Raw genomic sequence first — 19,597 nt, 5'->3', positions numbered from 1 at the left:
GGGGCAGAAATAGGTGATGACCCGCGCCTCGGGGGGGGTGTGCGCGGGTCATCTGTAACCCGGCATCGGGGGGTGCGCCGGGGCAGGCCGCACTGTATATCGGGGCCTTGCAGTAGTCATTATGACACGGGTTGACACGGATGACAACAGGTAGAGCAAAATTCTTCCTCGCAGTACCCGAGATTCCCAACAAACGCTACGATGAACAGGGTAAATAGCACCGACCCGGCAGGCTTTTCTCCATGACCGAACACCCCGTCACGCCCCCAAGCACACCGCGCGTGGCCGCTTTCTTCGACTTGGATAAGACCATCATCGCCACCTCCTCGGCGTACGCCTTCGGCCGCGAGTTCATGAATAGCGGCCTCATCACCCACACTGAGGCCCTGCAGCTCTCCCTAGCCAAGGCCAGCTACATGCTGGCCGGGCACAGCAGCGAGCACATGGATGCCGCGCGCGACCAACTCGCCGCCATGGTGGCCGGCTGGTCTGTGCAGGAGGTGCACGATATCGCGGTGGAGACCATGCACACCGTGGTCGCCCCGGCGGTGTACGCGGAGGCGCGGGAGCTTATCGCCGCACACCGCGAAGCGAGCCATGCGGTGGTGATCATTTCGGCGTCGGCCAGCGTGCTCGTGCACCCCATCGCCGAGGCGCTGGGCATTGAGCACGTCGTGGCCACGGAGCTGGCCGAAGAGGACGGCCGGTTTACCGGGGAAATCCTCCACTACTGCAAAGGCCCGGCCAAGGCGGAAGCCCTAGCGGAGATGGCCCGCAAGCTGGGCGTGGACCCAGACGCGTCCTACGCCTACTCCGATTCCGCCACGGACATCCCGATGCTGGAACAGGTGGGCCACCCCGTGGCGGTCAACCCAGACCGCCGCCTGAAGAAGTACGCGGCTGAGCAGGGCTGGGAGGTGCGCACGTTCAAGGATCCCGTGCCGCTTTTTAGCGCGCCCAGCGCCCGAGAGGTTGGCATTGGCTCGGCGGTCGTGGCCGGGCTGGCAGCACTCGTCCTCGCCGGGGTGTGGGTGGCACAGGCACGGGCCAAGGACGCTAGGGACACTAAGGACGTTTAGGCCGCGCGAGCGATGCCGTCGGCCTCCGTGGCGCCGGCCGTCCACGCCTTCAGCAGCAGCGTGAGCAGCTCGGCGGGTTCCGCGTCGTAGGCGGCGAGCGCGGCGCGATAGTCGGCGCGGTGGCGGTTGAGGTAGGTTTCTGGCACCGCAAAACCGCGTGGATCGAAGCCGGTGTGAATGGCCGCCGCCCGTGCCGCCACGCACGCCGCCGCGCCAGAGCGCTCAGCGAATAACTCGCGCGCCGCGATCTCCGCGTGGAGGACCACCGGCAGCAACCGGTCGAAGTTCACCCCAGCCCCGCCGGTGATAAGACGCGCCAGCGCCTGGGCCACTTCGGGCGCGCGGGCGGGCTGGCCGGGGCCGCCCAGTGAGACGTCGATGCGCGCCAGCACCTGCAGTGGGGACCGCGCAAAAGTGCGCACCGTGGCCGCCTGAACCTCGGGTGCGAGCAGGGAATATGCACTGACCGTGGGCGGTACCTCCGCGCCCGCCAGCGGGGTGCCGTCGAGGGCTGCGCACGCCCGCGCCCCGCGCAGCAGGGACTCGGAGGAAATCACGTCGAACTTGCGCAATCCCGCGGGCCGACGGTGCACGCGGGCGATGGCACTGACTGCCGCCGCGGCGTTGTCCTCCACCCCGGATAGGGCCATCAGCGGGGTCAACGGGTCAGAACTAGGCATACCCATTACAATAACGCCGTACCCAAAATGCGGGCCGCACCACATGAACTCTGAAAAGTTCATTACTATGGCCAATATAGATTGCGACAAAACAGTAGGAGTTTTTAACCGTGAGCAACGACGGACTATTCACTGACGGGTCCAACAAGTTCGCCCCGAAGGTAGACAGCATCCCCCTGAGCGATGCTGACACCTCCCGCCGCGGCGAAGCGTCCATCGGCCAGCTGGTCTCCAACGCTACTGAGCAGATGTCCCAGTTGGTGCGCTCCGAGGTCGAGCTGGCTAAGACCGAGCTCGCTGCCTCCGCCAAGAAGGGCGGCATCGGCGCGGGCATGTTCGGCGTGGCCGGCACCGTGGCGCTGTACAGCTCCTTCTTCTTTTTCTTCTTCCTGGCGGAGCTGCTGGCTAAGTGGCTCGACCGCTGGGCTGCGTTCCTGATTGTCTTCCTGCTCATGGTGGTCATCGCCGCCGTGGTGGCCTTCATCGGCTTCAAGCAGGTCAAGCAGGTCAAGGCGCCGGAGAAGACCATTGAGTCCACGAAGGAGCTCAAGAAGCTGGTGCCGGGCAAGGCTGAGAAGTCCATCGAGCGCGGCCTGTACACCTAATCCAGCAGGGTTCTTTCTCTCCCACTTCCCCGCCCCGAGCACGGCGCTCAGGGCGGATTCGTCTATGTAGCCCCGCTAGAAAGGCCCACTATGAACCAGCCGCTTTCCCCCTCCGTGGTTGAGCTCGATGGACCCTTCGAGCACGAGTTTCTGCACACGCGTGGCATCCGCCTCCACGCCGCCACCGCGGGCAACCCGGACCACCCCTTGGTGGTGCTGCTGCACGGCTCCTTCGGCGGCTGGTTCGACTACAAGGATGTTCTGGCAGAGCTTGCCGGCGCCGGCTTCCACGTCGGCGCGCTCGACATGCGCGGCTTCGGCATGTCCGACAAGCCGCCCTTGGAAGCAGGCCAGGACATCCGCGTGACGGTGGGTGACATCAGCGGCGCGATCCAGGCCCTGGGCCACGACGACGCCTTTGTGGTCGGCGCCGATACCGGCGGCGCGGTGGCGTGGGCACTCGCAGCCGAGCGCCCGGAGCGCGTGCGGGGCTTGGTGTCAGTATCCGCAGCACACCCGGCGGATCTGCGCCGCGCGGTGGCCGCACGCCCCTGGGACTTCGGCTGGATCCTGCTGCGCGCGGCGCTGTGCCGCCTAACCTGGCTGGGCTGGCTGGGCACCACCAACCCCCTGCTCAAGGAAGACGCCTACCGCCGCGAGATGGATCTGGACACCCTGGGCTCCTTTGGGAAGGACGAGAAGGAGCAGGCGCTGAGCCTGCGCATCAGGGCGTCCCAGATCGGCAACGTGCGCCGCGGCACGCTGTGGAACCACCGGCTGCGCACCGCCGTGGTACCGATGAGCTGGCTGGAACTCAAGGTCTTTAGCCCCGTGCTGTTCATCCACGCGGATCAGCTGCTGTGGCGGCCAGTCGCCCGCCGAGCGGCCCGCCGCTGCGAGAAGGATTTCACGGCCACCACCGTCCCGAACGCGAAGAACCTCCCCTACCTCGAGAACCCCGCCGGGTTCGCGCAGATCCTCGCCCAGTGGATGCGCTCGCACGTGCAGACAAGCCGTGAGAACTAAGTAACATACATCCGATTTGAGTGCCCTACCCCACACGGGGGGTAGGGTCTTTTTAAATTCAGCAACAAAACCGCAGGTTATCTGCAAATTTCTAACGGTCTATAGCTTTCATTTCCGGGCATATTTTTCATTTTCTTGTATGTAAGTCGCGGCACACGGTAGCTTCAGATCAAACCGAAACCACAGGTTTTCTACATCTTTCGCACCACGGAGGTCCCCGACCCACATGTCGATCAAGAAGACGCTCGCCGTCCTGTCCACCGCATCCTTGCCGCTGACTCTCGCGGCCTGCGGTGGTGACAACTCGAATTCCGCAACCGGCTCCGGCGACGGGGTCATCATCGTCAACGGCTCCGAGCCGCAGAACCCGCTCATCCCGGCCAACACCAACGAGGTCGGCGGCGGACGCATTGTCGAGTCCCTCTACTCCGGCCTCGTGTACTACGACGGCGACGGCGAGGCACACAACGAGCTGGCTGAGTCCATCGAGCCGAACGACGACAACACGGAGTTCACCGTCAAGCTCAAGGAGTCCACCTTCTCCGACGGTTCCCCGGTCACCTCCAAGAACTTCGTCGACGCGTGGAACTACGCCGTGGCCAACGACCAGCTGGCCGCCTCTTTCTTCTCCAACATCAAGGGCTTCAAGGAGGGCGTGAAGGAGCTCGAGGGCCTCAAGGTCGTGGACGACCACACCTTCACCATCGCCCTGAACAGCCCGGAGCAGGACTTCCCGGGCCAGCTGGGCTACTCCGCCTTCTACCCGCTCCACGAGTCCGCATACGAGGACATGGACGCCTACGGCCAGAACCCCATCACCAATGGCCCGTACAAGCTATCCGAGTGGAACCACAACCAGGACGCCACCGTCGTCCCCAACGACCAGTACAAGGGTGAGCGCGCCCCGCAGAACGACGGCCTCAAGTTCGTCTTCTACGCCTCCCAGGACGCCGCCTACGCCAATCTGCTCTCCGGCAACCTCGACGTGCTCGACGCCGTGCCGGACTCCGCCTTCGACGTCTACGAGGCCGACTTGGGCGAGCGCGCCGTCAACCAGCCCACCGCCGTCTTCCAGTCCTTCACCTTGGGCGAGAACCTGGAGCACTACTCCGGCGAGGAGGGCGCTCTGCGCCGCCAGGCCATCTCCCTGGCCATCGACCGCGACGAGATCACCGAGACCATCTTCAAGGGCACCCGCACCCCCGCCAAGGACTTCACCTCCCCGGTTCTGCCGGGATACTCCGAGGACATCGAGGGCAACGACGTGCTCGAGTACGACCCGGAGAAGGCCAAGAAATTGTGGGCCGAGGCGGACAAGATCAACAAGTGGGATAGCCCGTCCCTGGAGATCGCCTACAACTCCGACGGTGGCCACAAGAGCTGGGTGGATGCTACCGCCAACTCCATCAAGAACACCCTCGGCATCGAGGCCGTCGGCGCACCGTACCCGGACTTCAAGTCCCTGCGCGATGAGGTGACCAACCGCACCATCAAGTCTGCCTTCCGTACCGGCTGGCAGGCAGACTTCCCGAGCCAGGGTAACTTCCTTGCCCCGCTCTACAAGACTGGCGGCTCTTCCAACGATGGCGACTACTCCAACCCGGAGTTCGACAAGCTGCTCGATGAAGCGCTGACCGCCCACTCCGACGAGGAAGCCACCAAGAAGTACAACAAGGCCCAGGCCGTCCTGTTTAAGGATCTGCCGTCCATCCCGCTGTGGTACTCCAACTCCACCGGCGGCTACTCCGAGAACGTCGACAACGTCGTCTTCTCCTGGAAGTCCCAGCCGGTGTACTACAACATCACCCGGAAGTAGGCCCTCACCAGGCCAAACCCCCGCGCACGCCACGACGGGGGGTCTCCCCGCGTTTTGAGTCTGCGCGCAAGCGCACCTACCCCCACATACGTGATCTGAAACGCCCTATAGATTTTTTTCGGGCGTTATCACACACTAAAATCTTTATGAGCTAGATGACGTGCCCCGCGGGGAGGCGTCGTCAAGCACTGCACCCTCACGAGTAAAGGACCACACTATGCTGCGCTATATCGGGCGCCGAGTGCTGCAGATGATCCCGGTGTTCTTCGGAGCCACCCTGCTCATCTATGCCCTCGTCTTCTTGATGCCCGGCGACCCGGTTGAGGCCCTCGGCGGCGACCGCGGCCTCACCGAGGCTGCCCGCGCCCGCATCGAGGCGGAATACAACCTGGACAAGCCGTTCATCATCCAATACCTGCTCTACATCAAGGGCATCTTCATGCTGGACTTCGGCACGACCTTCTCCGGCGTGCCCGTCACCCAGGTCATGGCCAACGCCTTCCCCGTCACCGTGAAGCTCACGCTCATGGCCATCATCTTCGAGGCCGTCTTCGGCATCTTCTTCGGCGTCATCGCCGGCATGCGCCGCGGCGGCTTCTTCGACTCCACCGTGCTGGTCATCTCCCTGCTCGTCATCGCGGTGCCGTCCTTCGTCATCGGCTTTGTCTTCCAGTACATCGTGGGCATCAAGTGGGGCATCCTGCCCGTCACCGTCGGCGCGCACGCCTCGGTGAAGTCGCTACTCATGCCCGCCATGGTGCTCGGTGCGCTCTCGCTGGCGTACGTCATCCGCCTGACCCGCCAGTCCGTGTCGGAGAACCTGCGCGCTGACTACGTGCGCACCGCCCGCGCCAAGGGCCTGTCCGGCAGCGCGGTCACCTTGCGCCACGTGCTGCGCAACTCGCTCATCCCGGTGGCCACTTTCATTGGCGCGGACATCGGTGCACTGATGACCGGCGCTATCGTCACCGAGGGCATCTTCGGCATCAACGGTGTCGGCGGCACGATGTACCAGGCCATCCTGCGCGGTGAGCCGACCACCATCGTCTCCTTCACCACCGTGCTGGTGATCATCTACATCATCGCCAACCTGCTGGTTGACCTCCTGTACGCCGTTCTTGATCCGAGGATCCGCTATGCCTAACTTCGAGAAAACTACCCACCTTCCGGGCCAAGAGCACTTCGTCTCCCAGACCGACGAGACCGGCCTCGGCGCCGTCGACGCCGTCAAGGACGAATCCGCGCCCTCCTCCCAGTGGGGCGAGGCCTGGCGCTACCTGCGCCGCCGCCCGCTGTTCTGGATCGCCGCCGTGATGATCCTCGTGGCCATCCTCATGGCCGTCGTCCCCGGCCTGTTCACCAACACGGATCCGCGCCTGTGCGAGCTGTCCAAGTCCCTCGCCCCCGCGGAGCCCGGCCACCCGTTCGGCTTTAACCGCCAGGGCTGTGACATCTACTCCCGCGTCATCTACGGCGCGCGGGCGTCGGTAGCCGTGGGCGTGCTCACCACCCTCCTCGTGGTGGTCCTGGGCTCCCTCATCGGCGCCGTTGCCGGCTTCTTCGGCGGCTGGATCGACTCGGTGCTCTCCCGCATCACGGACATCTTCTTCGCTATCCCGCTGGTGCTGGCCGCCATCGTGGTCATGCAGATGTTCAAGGAGCACCGCACCATCATCACGGTCGTCCTGGTCCTCGGCCTATTCGGCTGGGTGTCCATCGCCCGCATCACGCGCGGCGCGGTGGTCTCCATCAAGAACGAGGAGTTCGTCCAGTCGGCGCGCTCCATCGGTGCCTCCAACGGGCATATCCTGTTCAGCCACATCCTGCCGAACGCCGCCGCCCCCATCATCTCCTACGCCACCGTGGCGCTGGGCACCTACATCGTGGCGGAGGCCACCTTGTCCTTCCTGGGCATCGGCCTGCCGCCGACGTTCGTGTCCTGGGGCGGAGACATCTCCGACGCGCAGGCCTCCCTCCGCGTCGCCCCGGCAGTCCTGTTCTACCCGGCGGGTGCCTTGGGCCTGACCGTGTTGAGCTTCATCATGATGGGTGACGTCGTCCGCGACGCGCTCGATCCGAAGGCGAGGAAGCGCTAATGACTAACCCACTTCTTGAAATGAAGGACGTCCGCATCTCCTTTACCTCCTCCACCGGCGTGGTGGAGGCCGTGCGTGGCGTCAACATGTCCATCTACCCGGGCCAGTCCGTGGCCATCGTGGGCGAGTCCGGCTCTGGTAAGTCCACCACGGCGATGTCCATCCTGGGCCTGCTGCCCGGCACCGGTAAGGTCACCGGCGGCGAGATCCTCTTCGAGGGCGAGGACATCACCCACTTCACCAACAAGCAGTACGAAGCGCTGCGCGGCAACAAGATTGGCCTGGTCCCGCAGGACCCGATGTCCAACCTCAACCCGGTGTGGCGCATCGGCACGCAGGTGGAAGAGTCCCTCAAGGCCAATAACGTGGTGGAGGGCTCCGAGCGCCACCAGCGTGTGGTGGAGCTGCTGGAGGAGGCCGGGCTTCCCGACGCCGAACGGCGCGCCAAGCAGTACCCCCACGAGTTCTCCGGCGGTATGCGCCAGCGCGCGCTCATCGCCGTCGGCCTGGCAGCGCGCCCGAAGCTGCTCATCGCCGACGAGCCGACCTCCGCCCTCGACGTGACGGTGCAGAAGACCATCCTGGATCACCTGGAGCACCTCACCGAGGAGCTGGGCAACGCGGTACTCTTCATCACCCACGACCTGGGCCTGGCGGCCGAGCGCGCCGAGCATCTCATCGTGATGCACCGCGGCCGCATCGTGGAATCGGGCCCGTCCCGGGAGATTCTGCGCGACCCGCAGCACCCGTACACGCGCCGGCTTGTCGACGCCGCACCGTCCCTCGCCTCCTCCCGCATCCGCGCCGCCAAGGAGGCCGGCGTGGAGGCCAAGGAGCTCAAGACCGGTGAGGCCAACGCCGCCGAAGCCGCCGTCGAACCCGGCTCCGCTGTACCTCTATCCGCCCAGTCGCCCACGCAAGGTGCCGCAGCGTCTGGCGCTGCGGGGCCGGTAATTTCGGTGCGCAACCTGACCAAGGAGTTCAACATCCGCGGTCAGCGCGGAGAAAAGAAGCACCTCAAGGCCGTGGACAACGTCTCCTTTGACATCCGCAAGGGCACCACGATGGCGCTCGTGGGCGAGTCCGGCTCGGGCAAGTCCACGGTGGCGAACATGGTGTTGGGCCTTCTGGAGCCAACCTCCGGCACCATCGAATTCGAAGGCCGCGATACCTCGACGCTGTCCAAGAAGGAGCTATTCGGCCTGCGCCGCAAGATGCAGGTGGTCTTCCAAAACCCGTACGGCTCGCTGGACCCGATGTACTCGATCTACAAGTGCATCGAGGAGCCGCTCGCACTGCACAAGGTGGGCTCGCGCAAGGAGCGCGAGGCTCGCGTAGCCGAGCTGCTCGACATGGTTTCCATGCCGCGTTCCGCCATGCGCCGCTACCCCAACGAGCTCTCCGGTGGCCAGCGCCAGCGCATAGCCATCGCCCGCGCACTAGCGCTGAGCCCAGAGGTCATCGTCCTGGATGAGGCCGTCTCCGCCTTGGACGTGCTGGTGCAGAACCAGATCATTCAGCTGCTGGCGGAGCTGCAATCCGAGCTTGGCCTCTCCTACCTCTTCATCACACATGACCTCGCGGTGGTCCGCCAGACTGCGGACGACATCGTGGTGATGAAGAAGGGCCAGGCCGTGGAGCAGGGCACTGCCGACGAGATCTTCGACAACGCCCAGCAGGACTACACCCGCAACCTCATCAACTCGGTTCCGGGTATGCACCTGGAAATTGGTACGGGCCACTAGCCTGCGCCGAGCGACACCCCACCAACCCGCCAGCCTCCTAGGAGTTGGCGGGTTTCGGCGTTAATAGGGGTCGTTAGGGGTTGATGGAGGCGCAAGAGACACAGTAAGGTGTAATGCACATCACTTTCTGCACGGAATAGAGATCGTTCACACAAGGAGTACTCATGAAAATTGTCCTCTTGGCCGTCCTGCTCCTCTCCCTCCCCGCAGGAATGATGCACCACCGCATCAACAAACGAACACACAGCCATGATCCCGAAGCCCGCCAGGCTGCCCTGGACTTTCAACGGGACATCAGCAGGGGCCAGATGGGCTTCTAAGAAGCGTGCCCGCCCTCCCCGCACCGAGGGCTTAAGCCAGAGAACCTATGCAACACAGGAGCCGGTAGGGGTGGCGTTGACGAGTTGCGTCACGTCACCCACGTGGCCGCGCACCTCGTCGGCAGTGAGGGCGTAGCCTGTGTCGGAGTCCTCCACGGACGCGCCAAAGACCACGCCGAGAACCTGGCCGTCCGTGTTGATCATCGGGCCGCCCGAATTGCCCTGGCGGATGGAGCCGCGCACCGTGTAGGCATCGCGCTCCACACGGCCGGTGGAATAGATGTCCGGGCCGGCAATCGTCAGCCGGTCCCGGATGCGCGCCATGCCCGCGTTAAACGGCCCGGACTGCGGGAAGCCCAGAACCACGGCGTCGTCGCCCGTGACCGCCGGCTGCTCTGCCCACGGCAGGGGCTCAATCCCCAGCTCCGGGCTGTGCAGCACCGCGATGTCCACGTCCGGGTTGTAGTACACCACGTCGGCATCTTTCAGCCCCAGCACCGTATCGAGCCGCACCTTGTCCGTGCCGGCCACCACGTGCGCGTTCGTGATGACGTAGTCCTGCGCCGTGACGAAGCCGGAGCCCATGAGGCGGCGCGAGCACGCCTCGGCATCCCCCAGCACGTGGATGACAGACGGGCGCAGGCGCTCCACCATCTCCGGATCGTCCACGTCCTGCGCGGGGGCATCCACCTGCACGGTTGAACCGGAGCCCTCCCACGGCGAGACCAACGGCGGCAGGCCGGACTCGTTGAGCATCGCCGCCACGCCATTGGGCAGGGCGGACAGCTGCGACGGCGCCGCCGAGTTCAGGCCGCTCAGAATCCGCGAGCTGCGCAGGGCCTCACCGGGCTGGCCGCCCAGGTTGGACGCCAGCGGCAGCGACACCAGCCAGATGACCACGATGGCCGCCACCGCCTGGAACACCGCGCCGATGGAGGAATCCACGCGCTGGCCGGAGCGCGTGCGCATGCGGTCCCGCAACGCGGCGCCAATCGACGCCCCCACGAGCTGCCCCAGCCCCACCAGCAAAATCAGCACGCCGATGGCCAGCAGGAAGCGCAGCGCCGCCTGCTCCGTGAGTTGCATGACCAGCGGCGCTACCGCCGTGCCTAGCACCAGGCCCGCGATAACGCCCACCGCCGCCAGCACGGCCGTGAAGGCACCCTGCCGCCAGCCCACGCGCACGGCGAGCAGGACGGCAATGACAATGAGGATGTCAACGGCAAAGGTCAAGGCGGGGTTACTTTCAAGGCAAGGGAGAAGTGGGCAGAAACTAGACCATCTTCTCATTATTCAGGGAGCGGGTGAGGGATTCACGCAGATCGTGCACCGTATTCTTATCCCACTCTACGGCCCAGCCGGCGTGGTCCAGCAATCCTGACAGCACGCCCGCCGTAAATCCCCACACCAGGTAGCCGCGCGCCCGGAACGCCGGCCCCTGCCACGGGCCGAATCCCACCGTCAGGCGGTTGGCCGGGGCCACCAGTTCCCGCAGCGGAACGGTGAACACGTCATCCGTTTCCGCGGGGCTGGCCGGCCACACGGCGCCGGGCTGATGCCAGTACGCCAGCACCGGGCTGACCAGGTTGCCGGTGGCGCGGATATCCAGCGCGCCCCACTGCTCCAGCGGGGTGACCGTGGCGCGGTCGAGCCCGGTTTCTTCCTCAGCCTCACGCAGGGCGGTGCCGACCAGAGAGGCGTCCGTGTCGTCGCGCCGGCCGCCGGGGAAGGCGATCTGCCCGGAGTGCGAGCGCAGCGAGGGCGAGCGGTGCGTGAGCAGGACCTCGCCGTTGTCAAAGCTCGAGCCCTGAAACAGCACGAGGACCGCGGACTCGCGGCGGCGCCGGGCGGCCGGCACGCGGGTTACCAGGTGCTTTTGCACCGCGGTGGTGTCCACGCCGAGCGCCGGCCGCAGCCACGCCGGCGTGCGGTGCGGCTCGAGACGGCTCACCCCACGGCCTCCTCAACGGCCTTGTCCAGCTCCTCGGCGGAGGTGAAGGGCTTGACAAACTTCTCCACCACGTCGCCGTCGCGCACCACCAGCGTGATGGGGATAACCCCAGGCAGGCCCAGCGTGCCGGCGAAGGTGCCATCAGAGTCCTGGTAGCTGGGGAGGTCCACTCCCAAATCACCGAGCAGCGCGGCGCCGTTCGCCGCATTGGAGTCCGCATGCACGCCCACGACGTTCCACGTGTTGTGGGAGCGCGCCAGGTCCTGGAAGAAGGGCAGCTCCGTGCGGCACGGCTCGCACCACCAGGCCCACACGGTGACGATCTGGATGTCCTTGGCCGCCGCGCTGCTCGACGCCCCCAGGCACGGCAAATCCACGCCCGCAATCGGCCCCTCGGGGCACTTGGGGCGCTCGGCCACCTCCTGCTCCTGCGACTGCGGCACGGCCACCTCCGGGGTGTCGTCCTCCAAGAGGTCAACGACGCCCACCACCGCGAAGGCGGCGATAATGCCGGCGACGAGGACGCTAACCTTGACCGAGGTGGGCCATCGGGAGTACTGGCTCATTGTTCCACCTTAACCCGCGACGGACACCACGGGGCCAGAACGCAGACCCCGCACTGCGGCTTCCGCGCGGTGCACACGCGGCGGCCGTGGAGGATCAGCCGGTGGGAAAAGACCGTCTGCTCCTCCAGGGGCACCAGCGCAGCGACGTCCTTCTCAATCGCCCGCGGCGTCTTCGCCGCTGAGAGCCCCAAGCGGTGGCTGAGCCGAGTGACGTGCGTGTCCACGGTGATGCCGGGCAGGCCGAAGGCGTTGCCGCGCACGACCAACGCGGTCTTGCGGCCCACGCCGGGCAGCGACGTCAGCTCCGCAATCCCGCGCGGAACCTGGCCATCGAAGTCCGCAACGAGCTTCTCCCCAATGCCAATGAGGTGGCCGGACTTGGCACGCTGGAAGCCGAGCGGGCGCAGGATCTCCTCGAGCTCGGCACGGTCGGCCCCAGCGTACGCGGGCGCCGACGGGTAGGCGGCAAAGAGCGTGGGCGTGACCTGGTTGACGCGAGCATCGGTGCACTGCGCGGACAGGACGGTGGCGACGAGGAGCTCAAGCGGCGTAGTGAAGTTGAGCTCGCAATCCGCGTCCGGGTATTCGGCGGCCAGGGCGGCCCGGACGGCCGCCACGGCACCATCGGCACGATCAGCACGGTCGGCACGGTCGGGGTTCAAAGAGTCGCGGTCACGCTGCATAGCTGCGATCCTAGCGCCAGCAGGTAGGGTGAGAAACATGATTTCGCTTGTCCTGTTGGTACCGCTATGCCTCGCCCTGTTTGCCATGCTCATGGAAAAGTTGGAGGCCACCGCCTTCGAGAATTAGCGGGCGCACATTAGGTGCCTGTGATTATTTTTCACGCCGCTGGAAATAGTGACAAATTACACTGTATGATGTTGGGCAGTGCTTCGTGGCGCCCCGGGATGCGGGAGCGTCATCATCAGTCGAAACCAGCTTGCGCCGTACCTCAGTGGTGTCACACAGTGTCAACAGAGTCACTTCAGGTCACTTCGGGTCACGTCGGGCGCGGGCTTTAAGGAGTAACAGTGGAAGGCGTACAGGACATTCTCTCGCGCGCTGGCATTTTCCAGGGCGTCGATCCGGTCGCAGTGCAGAATCTCATCGAGCAAATGGAGACTGTACGGTTCCCGCGCGGCACCACCATCTTTGATGAGGGCGAGCCGGGTGACCGCCTCTACATCATCACCTCGGGCAAGATTAAGCTGGCCCGCCACGCCCCCGATGGCCGCGAGAACCTGCTCACCGTGATGGGCCCGTCCGATATGTTCGGTGAGCTCTCCATCTTCGATCCGGGCCCGCGTACCTCCTCCGCCGTGTGCGTCACCGAGGTCACCGCGGCCACCATGAACTCGGAGATGCTTAAGCAGTGGGTTGCGGACCATCCGTCCATTGCCCAGCAGCTGCTGCGCGTGCTGGCCCGCCGCCTGCGCCGCACCAACGCCAACCTGGCGGACCTCATCTTTACCGACGTGCCGGGCCGCGTGGCCAAGACTCTGCTGCAGCTGGCCAACCGCTTCGGTGTGCAGGAGGGCGGCGCGCTGCGCGTCAACCACGACCTCACCCAGGAAGAGATTGCCCAGCTCGTCGGCGCATCCCGCGAGACGGTCAACAAGGCCCTGGCCACCTTCGCCCACCGCGGCTGGATCCGCCTGGAGGGCAAGTCCGTGCTCATCGTCGATACCGAGCACCTGGCCCGCCGCGCCCGCTAGCACCGTGGGGGGCGAAGCCGCCCCACGGTGTGCAATACTCGGGCTAAAACTACAAGAAAGTCCTCCGAGATTCTCGGAGGACTTTTTGTTGTCTAGCCCTGTTGCCGCTCCGGGGTTACCCGGGGGCAGGGTGGTGCACCTACTGCTGTGCCGCGAGGTACTTCAGCGCGGTGCGCGTGGACTGTTCGGCGGCGTGGCGCAGGACCGGGTCGACGTCGTCATACATCTCATCCACCAGCGTCTTCAGATCGACATCCTCACCCAGGCGCGAGTGGATCTCCTTGATCTGATCCAGGCGGTGGTGGCGGCGGTCAATGTACTTGCGGGCGAACGCCGAGGTGTCCTCCGCGTCTGGGCCGTGGCCCGGGAGAAGCGGCACGTCCTTGCCGCGCTCCTCCAGCATGTCCAGGGTCTTGAGGTAATCAGCCAAATCGCCGTCGGTCTCCGAAAGCAACACGGTGTGGCGGCCGGCGATGGTATCACCGGTAATGATGCCCTCCAGCGTCGAGTTCTTCGCCTCCGCGGACCACACAAAGAAACAGGTGGAGTCGGCGGTGTGGCCCGGGGTGTGGACCACCTCGAGCTGCGGGGTGACACCGTCGACGGTAACCACTTCACCGTCGCTAAGCGCATCGGCCCCGTTGCAGTAGTTCGGGTCGAAAGCGCGGATGGGCGCACCGGTGAGCTGACGCAGGCGCTGGGCGCCGGATGCGTGATCATCGTGGCGGTGCGTCACCAGGATGAGCGCGACCTCGCCCGCCTTGGCGGTCACCACGTTAAGGTGGCCCTCATCCTCCGGGCCCGGATCCACCACGATGGCGCGGGAGTCCTCCGACGCGCGGATGATCCAGGTGTTGGTGCCCTCCAGGGCGGTGTAACTGGGGTTATCACACAGCACGACACCGACGGATTGGCTTACGGGACGCAATTGGCTATATGCAGGATGCTCCATGGTTCTAACCCTATACGATTACTCAGCGATCTCTACGATAACTTCGATCTCCACGGGGGAGTTCTTGGGCAGCACAGCCACCCCCACCGCGGAGCGGGCGTGAACGCCAGCCTCCCCGAACACCTCACCCAGGAAGTCGGAGGCGCCGTTGATGACCGCTGCATGCTCGGTGAAGGAAGGATCAGAGGCCACGAAGCCCACCACCTTCACCACGCGGGTGACCTGGTCCAAGCCCACGAGGGAGTCAATGGCCGCCAGAGCGTTCAGGGACGCGGTGCGGGCCAGCTCCTGGGCCTGCTCCAGGCTGACCTCGGCGCCCACCTTGCCGGTGGCGGGCAGCTCACCGCCGACAACCGGCAGCTGGCCGGAGGTCCACACCTGCGAGCCCACGCGGGTGGCGGGAACGTAGGAGGCCAGCGGCGCGGCCACGGAGGGCAGCTCGTAGCCCAGCTCCTGGAGGCGCTCCCGGGCACCCATTAGGACTCCTCCAGCGGACGCTTGAAGTACGCGACGACGTTCTCCGGGTTCATGCCCGGGGTGATGGTGACGAGCTCCCAGCCGTCTTCACCCCAGGAATCCAGGATTTGCTTGGTCGCGTGAGTTAGTACCGGCGCAGTGGCGTATTCCCATTTAGTCATGCGTCCCATGCTACTAAAGACTGGGCACTAAATCCCGACGAGTTCGCCACCTTCTGCGAGGTAGTGCGCCCAGTTGGTGATGTGCGGGTTCTTGCGCAGCAAGGCACGGCGCTGACGCTCGGTCAGTCCACCCCACACGCCGAACTCCACGCGGTTATCCAGCGCATCGGCGCGGCACTCATTGAGGACCGGGCAGTGGCGGCAGATGACGGCGGCCTTGCGCTGCTCGGCGCCGCGCACGAAGAGCGCGTCGGGGTCGCCGTTGCGACACTTTGCTTGGGTGACCCACTCACCACGCTCGGTGGTCGTCGAGGCATTCTTTACCAGCGAGGACCGTCCTGCACCCTTCACGCTGACTGTCATAGCTAGGTAACTCCTTCCAAGCTCCCGCCCGATAGAGAACATGAATAACTCTCCACAAGACGGAATATGATGTACCACTGGTAAGTCTATTCACAGAAGTGCAACCCTGTCTAACACGTCACACTTTAGGGGGGTCTCCCGGATCGCGGTGTCACCACGTAGTGTGTGGAGGGTGACTGTCTTCAAATCCCTGGGAAAGCTCGTCCTCTCCACCGTGCTGGTCGGCGTCCTTATCGCTCTGGGCATAGCCCCCATTGCGGGTATCGGCGGTGTAGCCGTGGCCCGCACCAATGAGACGATGCAATCCGACCTCCAGGACCTCACCAACGGCGACGCGCCCGGCGTGAGCACCATCCTGGACGCCAAGGGCAACACGCTGGCCTACATCTACGAGCAGCGCCGCCACCCCGTGGCCCCGGACAAGATCTCGGACGCCATGAAGCAGGCCATGGTGGCCATTGAGGACCGCCGCTTCTACGAGCACGAAGGCGTGGACCTGCAGGGCAACTTCCGCGCCCTGTGGACCAACCTGGCCGCCGGTGGCGTCTCCCAGGGCGCATCCACCATCGATCAGCAGTACGTGAAGAACTACCTCCTCCTCGTCAACGCGAAGACCGACGAGGAGCGCCAGGCCGCCACCGAGCAGTCCGTGGCCCGCAAGCTGCGAGAGATGCGCATGGCCACGGACATCGACTCCCAGCTGAGCAAAGAAGAGATCCTCACCAACTACCTCAACCTGGTGTCCTTTGGTAACCACTCCTTCGGCGTGGAGGCCGCCGCGCGCACCTACTTCGGCACCGACGCCGCCCACCTCACCGTCCCGCAGGCCGCGATGCTGGCGGGCATCGTGCAATCCTCGGAGTACCTCAACCCCTACACCAACGAAGAAGGCGTGCTGGAGCGCCGCAACGTGGTGCTCCAGTCCATGGTCACCAACGGCACCCTCTCCCAGGAGGACGCGGACGCCTATGCCCAGGAGCCGCTCGGTGTGCTGGACTCCCCCGCCACCTTGCCCAACGGCTGTATTGGTGCCGGCGACCGCGGCTTCTTCTGCGACTACGTGCTCAGCTACCTCGCGGACAAGGGCATTGACCAGGAGCAGCTGGCCCGCGGCGGCTACACGGTCAAGACCACGCTGGACCCGGACGTGCAGGATCAGGCGCTCAACGCGGTGCGCGCCAACACCGCCCCGGACGCGGCGGGCGTGGCCGAGGTCATGAACGTGGTCCAGCCAGGCACCGATTCCCGCAAGGTGCTGGCCATGGTCTCTTCCCGCACCTACGGCCTGGATCTGGAGAGCAACGAAACGCTCCTGCCCCAGCCCAACTCCCTGGTGGGCAATGGCGCGGGCTCCGTGTTCAAGCTCTTCACCGCCGCGGCCGCGCTCGAGTCCGGCTACGGCATCAAGGACCGCCTGACCGTGCCGCAGCGCTACGAGGCCGAGGACCTGGGCTTCGGCGGCGCGCAGAACTGCCCGCCGAACAAGTACTGCGTGGAAAACGCCGGCAACTATGCCGCCACCATGACGCTGCAGGACGCGCTGGCCTACTCCCCCAACACACCCTTTATCCAGCTGGAGGAGCAGCTGGGCGTGAGCCGCGTGGTGGACATGGCCGTCAAGCTCGGCCTGCGCTCCTACAAGGAGCCCGGCAGCTACGACGGGGATAGTTCCATTGCTGACCACGTCAAGGACGCCAACCTGGGCTCCTTCACGCTGGGCCCCACCGCCGTCAACGCGCTGGAGCTGTCCAACGTGGGCGCCACGGTGGCCTCCCAGGGCATGTGGTGTGAGCCCGACCCCATCGCGGATGTCAAGGACGCCCACGGCAACGAGGTCTACCTCAAGCGCCCGCCGTGCGAGCGCGCCGTGAACAAGGAGGTGGCCAAGGCCCTGGAGAACAACATGACGGCCGATACGCAGAAGGGCACCGCCTCCGAGTCGGCACGGGCCGCGGGCTTTAACGGCCAGGCGGCGGCCAAGACGGGTACCACGGAGTCCAACCAGTCCTCGGCCTTCCTGGGGTTCAACTCCCGCGTGGCGGCCGCGCCCTACATATACAACGACGGCACCTCCACCACCCCGCTGTGCACCGCGCCGGTGCGCCAGTGCCCCAGCGGCAACCTGTTTGGCGGCAAGGAGCCGGCGGCGACGTTCTTCACCATGGCGGCCAATCTCCCCTACGCCGCGCAGGGCACGGTTCCGGATTACGATCGCGCCTACGATTCGGGCACGGTGTCGCCGCTTATCGACGGCTTGAAGGGCAAGTCCGAGAAGCAGGCCCGCGAGGCCCTGGAGAAGGCCGGATTCACCGTCAAGACCACGCAGGTACCCGCGCCCGGCGTGGGCTACGGCAAGGTGGTGCGCGTGATTACCGGCAGCGCCGGCGCCAAGAAGGGCGCGGAGGTCACGCTGCAGCTTTCCGACGGCTCCGCGGCCGCCGCCCCCACCGGCGATAGCTCTGCGTCAGGCAACTACGGCTACCAGCCGCCTGCCGGCGGCGGCGACGGAAACACCGACGCCGGAAACACCGACGCCCCGGCACAACAGGGTGAACAACCGCTGATTGACCAGGGCGACGTGGATCAGTTTGCCAACGACGTGCGCGACTTCTTCGGGCTCTAGTTGAGCTCTAGTTAAGCGCCGCCTTCACGGCGGTGGACAGGCGCTTGCCGTCGGCGCGACCGGCGGCCTTGGCGTTGGCCACCTTCATGACGTTGCCCATCTGCTTGATGGTGACCGGCTCGCCGGAGTCCTTTTCCACCTCGGCGATTGATTCGGCGACGAGGGCGTTCAGGGCGTCGTCCTCAAGCTGCTCCGGCTGGTAGGCCTCGAAGAAGGGAACGTCAACGAGCTCCGCCTCCGCCAGCTCCGGGCGGCCGTTTTCCGAGTACACCTCAGCGGACTCGCGGCGCTTCTTGATCTCGCGAGCAATGACCTTGAGCACGTCCTCATCAGTCAGCTCGTGGCGTGCACCGGAGGTCTCCTCCGCCTGGATGGCGGACAGAAGGGAGCGAATGGCGGAGGTACGGGCCTTATCCTTGGCCTTCATGGAGGTCTTCAGGTCTGCGCGGATAGTTTCTTTCAACTCACTCATGCCCTTCAATCTACGCTAGCGGGCCAGGTAGGGTGGGAAGGGTGAAGATTTCCCCGATTATTGGCGGACTCGCCGCCGCTGGCCTGGGCTGCGCCGCGTGGGCGCATTCCGAGCTCACCAAGTTTGAGCTCAAGGAGTACACGCTGCCGCTGCTCGCCCCCGGCACGCTGCGCGGGTCGCGTGAATTCCGCATCCTGCACGTCTCCGATCTGCACATGATCCCCGGCCAACAGGCCAAGATTGACTGGGTCTCCAGCCTTGACCGCCTGGACCCAGACCTGGTGGTCAACACGGGCGACAACCTCTCGGACAAGGCCGGCGTGCCCGACGTCCTCCGTGCCCTGGGCCCGCTGCTGGACCGGCCCGGCCTGTTCTGCTTCGGCACCAATGATTACTGGGCGCCGCGCATCCCGAACCCGTTCAACTACCTGGTGGGCAAGAAGAACACGCCGTCCTACGTGGACCTGCCGTGGAAGGGCATGCGCGCGGCCTTTATTGAGCACGGCTGGCAGGACGCCAACCAGGCGCGCGTGGAGTTTAAGGTGGGCGAGGTCCGCCTGGCCGCCGCCGGTGTGGACGATCCGCACCACGACCTCGATGACTACTCCGAAATCGCCGGCGCCCCCAACGAGGACGCCGATCTGGCCCTAGCACTCCTGCACTCCCCGGAGCCCCGCGTGCTGGAGAAGTTCGCCGCCGATGGCTACCAGCTCTCCCTCTCCGGCCACACCCACGGCGGCCAGTTGTGCCTGCCGTTCAAGGTCGGCGGCTCGCGCTCCATCGTGACCAACTGCGGCATCGACCGCGTGCGCGCGTGGGGCCTGCATAAGTTCGGACCGATGTTCATGCACGTCTCCAACGGCCTGGGCACCTCCAAGTTCGTCCCCTTCCGCGTCTTCTGCCGCCCGTCCGCCACACTGCTGCGCATCACGGAGAAGCCCGCCTAGACC

20 protein-coding genes and 2 pseudogenes are annotated in these 19,597 nt (G+C 65.5%); 12 read left to right on the top strand and 10 right to left on the bottom strand.

The window, feature by feature from the left end:
- The first annotated feature begins 242 nt into the window (after positions 1–242).
- Positions 243–1,079, top strand: a complete 837-nt coding sequence (locus tag ACKFR8_RS10045; RefSeq protein ID WP_296133397.1) for an HAD family hydrolase — start codon at positions 243–245, stop codon at positions 1,077–1,079.
- On the opposite strand, the gene ACKFR8_RS10040 is transcribed toward ACKFR8_RS10045, so the two are convergent.
- Complete coding sequence (locus ACKFR8_RS10040) at positions 1,076–1,765, bottom strand: oxidoreductase (protein WP_296133399.1); 690 nt, start codon at positions 1,763–1,765, stop codon at positions 1,076–1,078. The genes ACKFR8_RS10045 and ACKFR8_RS10040 overlap by 4 nt on opposite strands.
- Positions 1,766–1,869: 104 nt before the next feature.
- On the opposite strand from ACKFR8_RS10040, the gene ACKFR8_RS10035 reads away from it, so the two are divergent.
- The 8 genes and pseudogenes from ACKFR8_RS10035 to ACKFR8_RS10000 all read left to right on the top strand — a co-directional run bounded on the left by ACKFR8_RS10035 (position 1,870) and on the right by ACKFR8_RS10000 (position 9,367).
- Entirely contained in the window at positions 1,870–2,364 is a 495-nt protein-coding gene (locus ACKFR8_RS10035) for a phage holin family protein (RefSeq protein ID WP_296133400.1), read from the top strand.
- Positions 2,365–2,454: 90 nt separating this feature from the next.
- A complete protein-coding gene (locus tag ACKFR8_RS10030) occupies positions 2,455–3,390 on the top strand; it encodes an alpha/beta fold hydrolase (protein ID WP_408929964.1) in 936 nt (311 codons plus the stop codon).
- Positions 3,391–3,616: 226 nt separating this feature from the next.
- Positions 3,617–5,206 carry a peptide ABC transporter substrate-binding protein gene (locus ACKFR8_RS10025; protein ID WP_408929963.1) on the top strand — a complete coding sequence of 530 codons (1,590 nt, stop codon included), beginning with the start codon at positions 3,617–3,619 and terminating at the stop codon, positions 5,204–5,206.
- 217 nt (positions 5,207–5,423) lie between these two features.
- Entirely contained in the window at positions 5,424–6,350 is a 927-nt protein-coding gene (locus ACKFR8_RS10020; RefSeq protein WP_296133406.1) for an ABC transporter permease, read from the top strand.
- Positions 6,343–7,302 carry an ABC transporter permease gene (locus tag ACKFR8_RS10015; protein ID WP_296133408.1) on the top strand — a complete coding sequence of 320 codons (960 nt, stop codon included), beginning with the start codon at positions 6,343–6,345 and terminating at the stop codon, positions 7,300–7,302. Before ACKFR8_RS10020 ends, ACKFR8_RS10015 begins: the two co-directional genes overlap by 8 nt.
- Positions 7,302–8,141, top strand: a pseudogene (locus ACKFR8_RS10010) (ABC transporter ATP-binding protein); the annotation flags it as partial. The gene ACKFR8_RS10015 and the pseudogene ACKFR8_RS10010, both read left to right, overlap by 1 nt.
- Before the next feature lie 114 nt (positions 8,142–8,255).
- Positions 8,256–9,047: pseudogene (locus ACKFR8_RS10005) on the top strand (ATP-binding cassette domain-containing protein); the annotation flags it as partial.
- A 164-nt stretch (positions 9,048–9,211) separates the two neighbouring features.
- Complete coding sequence (locus tag ACKFR8_RS10000; RefSeq protein ID WP_296133412.1) at positions 9,212–9,367, top strand: hypothetical protein; 156 nt, start codon at positions 9,212–9,214, stop codon at positions 9,365–9,367.
- Between the two features lie 45 nt (positions 9,368–9,412).
- On the opposite strand, the gene ACKFR8_RS09995 is transcribed toward ACKFR8_RS10000, so the two are convergent.
- From ACKFR8_RS09995 to nth, 4 genes are read right to left on the bottom strand one after another with little or no spacing between them, the layout of a single operon-like run.
- Entirely contained in the window at positions 9,413–10,657 is a 1,245-nt protein-coding gene (locus ACKFR8_RS09995; RefSeq protein ID WP_408929962.1) for a MarP family serine protease, read from the bottom strand.
- Positions 10,641–11,318, bottom strand: coding sequence for an NUDIX hydrolase (locus ACKFR8_RS09990; protein ID WP_408929961.1), 678 nt, complete (start codon positions 11,316–11,318; stop codon positions 10,641–10,643). The genes ACKFR8_RS09995 and ACKFR8_RS09990 overlap by 17 nt, the downstream gene beginning before the upstream one ends.
- Positions 11,315–11,884, bottom strand: a complete 570-nt coding sequence (locus tag ACKFR8_RS09985) for a TlpA family protein disulfide reductase (RefSeq protein ID WP_408929960.1) — start codon at positions 11,882–11,884, stop codon at positions 11,315–11,317. The genes ACKFR8_RS09990 and ACKFR8_RS09985 overlap by 4 nt, the downstream gene beginning before the upstream one ends.
- On the bottom strand, positions 11,881–12,567 hold the full coding sequence (gene nth, locus ACKFR8_RS09980) for an endonuclease III (protein WP_408929959.1): 687 nt from the start codon (positions 12,565–12,567) through the stop codon (positions 11,881–11,883). Before nth ends, ACKFR8_RS09985 begins: the two co-directional genes overlap by 4 nt.
- A gap of 348 nt (positions 12,568–12,915) precedes the next feature.
- Between nth and glxR the strand changes: the two genes are divergently transcribed.
- On the top strand, positions 12,916–13,599 hold the full coding sequence (gene glxR, locus ACKFR8_RS09975) for a CRP-like cAMP-activated global transcriptional regulator GlxR (protein WP_296133421.1): 684 nt from the start codon (positions 12,916–12,918) through the stop codon (positions 13,597–13,599).
- A gap of 139 nt (positions 13,600–13,738) precedes the next feature.
- Here glxR and ACKFR8_RS09970 read toward each other — a convergent pair whose 3' ends face one another.
- From ACKFR8_RS09970 to ACKFR8_RS09955, 4 genes are read right to left on the bottom strand one after another with little or no spacing between them, the layout of a single operon-like run.
- Complete coding sequence (locus ACKFR8_RS09970) at positions 13,739–14,551, bottom strand: MBL fold metallo-hydrolase (RefSeq protein WP_408929958.1); 813 nt, start codon at positions 14,549–14,551, stop codon at positions 13,739–13,741.
- An 18-nt stretch (positions 14,552–14,569) separates the two neighbouring features.
- Complete coding sequence (locus tag ACKFR8_RS09965) at positions 14,570–15,028, bottom strand: RidA family protein (RefSeq protein WP_408929957.1); 459 nt, start codon at positions 15,026–15,028, stop codon at positions 14,570–14,572.
- Positions 15,028–15,189 (bottom strand): DUF4177 domain-containing protein, encoded by a 162-nt coding sequence (locus ACKFR8_RS09960; protein WP_010189965.1) that lies wholly within the window; start codon positions 15,187–15,189, stop codon positions 15,028–15,030. The genes ACKFR8_RS09965 and ACKFR8_RS09960 overlap by 1 nt, the downstream gene beginning before the upstream one ends.
- Positions 15,190–15,216: 27 nt before the next feature.
- Positions 15,217–15,552: a WhiB family transcriptional regulator gene (locus ACKFR8_RS09955; RefSeq protein WP_296133427.1), complete on the bottom strand. Its 336-nt coding sequence runs from the start codon at positions 15,550–15,552 to the stop codon at positions 15,217–15,219.
- 172 nt (positions 15,553–15,724) lie between these two features.
- Here ACKFR8_RS09955 and ACKFR8_RS09950 point away from each other — a divergent pair, with 172 nt between their 5' ends.
- Positions 15,725–18,175, top strand: a complete 2,451-nt coding sequence (locus ACKFR8_RS09950; RefSeq protein WP_408929956.1) for a transglycosylase domain-containing protein — start codon at positions 15,725–15,727, stop codon at positions 18,173–18,175.
- A gap of 7 nt (positions 18,176–18,182) precedes the next feature.
- Here the strand turns inward: ACKFR8_RS09950 and ACKFR8_RS09945 are convergent, their stop codons facing one another.
- Entirely contained in the window at positions 18,183–18,647 is a 465-nt protein-coding gene (locus tag ACKFR8_RS09945) for a GatB/YqeY domain-containing protein (RefSeq protein WP_306507697.1), read from the bottom strand.
- A 41-nt stretch (positions 18,648–18,688) separates the two neighbouring features.
- Here ACKFR8_RS09945 and ACKFR8_RS09940 point away from each other — a divergent pair, with 41 nt between their 5' ends.
- On the top strand, positions 18,689–19,594 hold the full coding sequence (locus tag ACKFR8_RS09940; RefSeq protein ID WP_408929955.1) for a metallophosphoesterase: 906 nt from the start codon (positions 18,689–18,691) through the stop codon (positions 19,592–19,594).
- The last annotated feature ends 3 nt before the right edge of the window (positions 19,595–19,597 follow it).

This window comes from Corynebacterium axilliensis, from assembly GCF_046097495.1.
Classification (GTDB): Bacteria; Actinomycetota; Actinomycetes; order Mycobacteriales; family Mycobacteriaceae; genus Corynebacterium.
The sequence above is the reverse complement of the archived record's forward strand: the minus strand, read 5'-3'. Positions and strand labels throughout refer to the sequence as shown.